At 72.3% G+C, this 4,166-nt stretch carries 2 protein-coding genes; one reads left to right on the top strand and one right to left on the bottom strand.

Going from position 1 to position 4,166, the window contains the following annotated elements:
- Window positions 1–341: 341 nt before the first annotated feature.
- Window positions 342–2,498, top strand: coding sequence for a bifunctional glycosyltransferase 87/phosphatase PAP2 family protein (locus ABEA26_RS35240; protein WP_345598060.1), 2,157 nt, complete (start codon window positions 342–344; stop codon window positions 2,496–2,498).
- Here ABEA26_RS35240 and ABEA26_RS35245 read toward each other — a convergent pair.
- Window positions 2,452–4,092: a hypothetical protein gene (locus ABEA26_RS35245; protein ID WP_345598061.1), complete on the bottom strand. Its 1,641-nt coding sequence runs from the start codon at window positions 4,090–4,092 to the stop codon at window positions 2,452–2,454. The two genes, ABEA26_RS35240 and ABEA26_RS35245, sit on opposite strands and share 47 nt — an antisense overlap.
- Window positions 4,093–4,166: the final 74 nt, after the last annotated feature.

The raw sequence follows: 4,166 nt of genomic DNA on the forward strand, positions 1-4,166 counted from the left end.
GGCGTTGATGTGCTGTTTACGCCCGGTATGCTTTTCGTTGCACAGTGCACCGAAACGGCGTGCACGCAGGGACGTCCGCCCGCCACGGAGTGCTCCTCGACCCTGTGACCTGTGATCCTTCTCGCTCCCACGGGAGGCACCGGTACCGCTCCCGCACTATCGTCGATCCGTACAAACGGCCGGACGGCCGGGAGAAGGCGGGACGAATCGCGGGCGGCGGTCAGGTTGAACGGGGGTTGCCTGCGTCTCCCTCCGGGGGTGGTGCGAGCCTCATAGGGTTCGCAAGGACAACACACCGCGTACACGGGCGCGGTACGAACGGGGCGGGAGGCCGACGCGGCGTGGCGAATGCGGAGCACAGTGGGCGACCGGCGGAGCCTTTCGGGGCACCGGCCGTCGATGCGACCAGGGCACGGCTGCGCGTCGCGCGCCTCGGCCTGTGGCTGGTCGCCGCCATCCTCGCCGTACGACAGCTGGCCGCGGTCCTCAGCACCCCGAGCGGGGAACGGCTGACGGACCTGGACACCTGGGTCGGAGAGCACGGGGTCCTGCACGTGGAGGGGTCCCTCTACGACTCCACGGAGTTCACCGGCACCCCGTTCGTCGGCCTGGTCCACAAACCGTTCACCCGTGCCGCCGAACAGGCCCTCGGCTGGGGCTGGACCTTCGGCTCGCTGCTGCTGGTCGTGGCCCTCGGCCTGGTCGCCGCCCGCGCCCTGCCCAAGCCGGTGGGCCGCCGTACGGCACTGCTGGCGGCGCCCGTGGCCGTCAGCCTGCTGATGCTGTCGCTGCCGGTGCGCAACGCGCTGTGGCTCGGTCAGACCAGCATCATCCCGGTCCTCCTCGTCCTGCTGGGCTGCTTCGCCGTACGCGGTGAACACGGCGACCGGATAGGCGGCGCGCTGATCGGCCTCGCCGCCGCGTTCCAGCCGACCGTCCTCCTCTTCGTCCCCCTGCTGTGGTTCACCGACCGCAGACGGGCCGCCGTGTCGACGGGGATCACGTTCGCCGCCTGCACCGCCCTCGCCTGGGCGGCGATGGCGCAGGACTCGTACACCTACTGGGTCCACCACATGGCCGGCGTGGGCCTGGGCGGCGAGGCCGACGACCTCGCCAACCAGTCCCTGCACGGCGTCCTGCTGCGGTTCGGCATCTCCGGCCCCCTGGAGATCGCCCTCTTCCTCCTGCTCGGCGCCGCCGTCGCCGTCCTCGCCCTGCGCCGTGCCGTGCGCTACGCCCGCGACGGCCAGCTGCTGCTCGCGGTCGCCGTCACCGGCTGCGCGGCCGTCGTGGTGTCGCCGGCCACCTGGCAGCACCAGCTGCTGTGGGTGTTGCCCGCGCTTGTCGGCCGGGTCGGCAAGAAGGCCTCCGACCGGTACGTGTGGCCGGTCGCCGTCGTCCTGGTGATGACGCTGCCCGCGAAGATGATGCTGCCGAACATGGCGGCCCTGTACCCGCTGCGCGACAACGTCGTACTCCTCGCGGCGCTGGCCGCCGCCGTCGCCGTGCCCTTCCTGTCCCGCACGTCGCCGTACTTCGACGCGCCGGTGCCGACGAGCTACGCGCCGCCGGTCCCGACCCGCTTCAAGCACGTCCCCCTGCTGCCGTTCCTGCGCCGGGTCCTCACCCGCCCCAACCTGCTCCTGGAGCTCCTTCTCATCCGGGTCACCTACGCCGCCTACTCCCAGGTCCGCCTCGCTGCGACCGGCGGCAGCAACTCGGCGGGCCGGGCGAGGGCCGAGGAGCACGGCTGGCAGATCCTCGACATCGAGCGCTTCCTGCGCATCGACATCGAGCACGCGGTCAACCACGCCGTCGTGAAGATCGGCTGGCTGCGGGACTTCTTCGACTTCTACTACACGTCGTTCCACTTCGTCGTCCCGCTGGCCGTCCTCGGCGTCCTGTACTGGCGCCGCCCGGTCGACTACCGCTGGGCCCGCGCGTCCCTCGGCTTCGCCACGCTGCTGGCCCTGGTCGGCTTCTGGCTGTACCCGCTGGCACCGCCGCGCCTGATGCCGAACCTCGGGATCATCGACACGGTGCACGGCGTGCAGGACTTCTCCAAGCCGGACTACGGCACGCTGACGCACCTGACCAACCAGTACGCGGCGATGCCGTCGCTGCACTTCGGCTGGTCGCTGTGGTGCGGTGTGGCGATCGCGATCATCGCCCCGAGGATGTGGATGAAGGCCCTCGGCCTCCTCCACCCCCTGTTCACCGTCGCGGCGATCGTGGCGACCGGCAACCACTGGATCCTGGACGCGGTGGGCGGCGCGGCCGTGGTCGCGGCGGGCTTCGGGCTGACGTACCTGTTCCAGGGGCCGAGGGCCCGGCTGGTCACGGCGACCGCGGCCAAGGATGCCTCGGCGGTCAAGGGCGCCACCCCGACGAACGCCGTCCCCGCCCCCGCGCCGCCCCCGGTCAAGGACACCGACGTGCCCGCCGAGGAGCTCAGCAGCGATCCTCCGACCCCGGCGAAGGACCGTACCCGGAGCTGATCCGGTACTCGCCCGCCGCCTCGACGGTCAGGCGGGTGAACTCGCCGTCCTGGGCGAGGCACCCGCCGTCGGTCCGCAGCCACGGCGACCAGGCGACCCGTACGGTCACCGGCCCGGGCCGGTCCACTCGGAGCACCAGGTCGGCGCTGCCGGTCTCCACGACGATGCCGGGTTCGGAGACGAGCGGTACGGCGTCCCGCACCCGGTACACCTGCCAGTGCTCGTCCTGCCAGACGGGCTCCAGCCACCCGGGCCGCCGGTCCGGGTTCCGGACGAGCGCCGCCTCGGCCTCGGCGGGCCCGTCCGGCTTGCCCAGCGGAAGTACGACGAAGCCGACCGCCCAGCGGTCCAGCCAGGCCCGGTAGGTGGCCGCGGAGAAGGTGCCGTCGTAGAAGAGGCGGGCGCGTTCCACGTCGAGTTGCCGGTTCCAGCCACGGGCCAGGTTGACGTGCGGGGCGAGGGCGGACGCCTCGCGGTGGTCCCGGGCCGGCACCACCTCCACCCGAGTGCGGTCGGCCCCGAGTCCCTCCAGCGCCCGCACGACACCGTCCGTCTCGACGGCCCAGGCCGGCACCACGGTGTACTCCCTCAGGTCGTCGTCGGTCTTCTTCCCCATCCATCCGACGGAGAAGACGAGGGCGACGACCAGCAGACCGCGTGCGACCCGCCGGGCCCGGTCCGTGGTGAGCAGGGCGGCGAGCAGCACAGGGGGCGCGAAGTACTCCCCGAACCGCTCTACGTTCGTGCCGATGGGCGAGGCGACGAGGTACGTCAGCACGGTGCCGGTCGCGTAGACGACGCCGCTCCACCGGGCGACCCGCCAGGTGGGCGGGGCGAGAGCGGTGACGGCGAGGCCGAGCACGACCGGCGGCCATATTCGGGCCGCCGGCATCGGCTGCTCCCCGGTGAAGGGGAACAGCAGCGTGGTCAGCCCGACGACGGCGGCGGGCGGTACGAGGAGGACCAGGGCGCGCCCCCAGTCCCGTACGAGCAGGTACCCGGCCCCCACGACGGCCAGGTACAGCCCGGCCACCGGCGAGGCCATGGTGGCCAGTGCCGCGTATCCAGCGGCCAGGACGAGCCGCCGTTCCCGGACCAGTACCACGCAGGCGGCCAGTCCGAAGGCGAGACCGAGCGCGAACGTCGTGCGCCCCGAGGCGACGTTGCACCACAGGGCGAGGGAGGCGAGCACGGCGGTCCACAGCGGCCTGCGCACCCCGGTCCGCTCGATCAGCACGGCCGCCAGCCAGGCGCCGGCCAGCCCGGAGGCCACGGTGACCGTGCGCACGCCGAACAGGGACATCAAGTGTGGCGAGATCACGCTGTAGTTGGCGGTGTGCGTCCCGCCGTACCAGAACAGCCCGTACGCCGAACCGCCGTGCCGCGAGGTGAAGTCGGCCCAGGCCTCCTGCGCGGCGAGATCACCCCCGCCGGTGGCGAGAAACGCCCACCACACCGCGTACAGCGGGATGGTGGGCAGGGTCGCGAGCAGGGCCACGCGATGCCGGCGCCCGAAGGCGCGCAGGGCATCGCCCGGGCGTCTCTCCCGTTGCCGTTCGGGGCGGGGGACGGTCGTGAGTGCGGCAGGGACCACGGTGGGGGTTTCCGTTCGGCGTCATCGGGGTGCACGGCGGGGACACGTGCGAAGACGATAATTCGAACAGAAAC

The organism is Streptomyces marokkonensis, from assembly GCF_039539045.1.
GTDB classification, from domain to species: Bacteria; Actinomycetota; Actinomycetes; order Streptomycetales; family Streptomycetaceae; genus Streptomyces; species Streptomyces marokkonensis.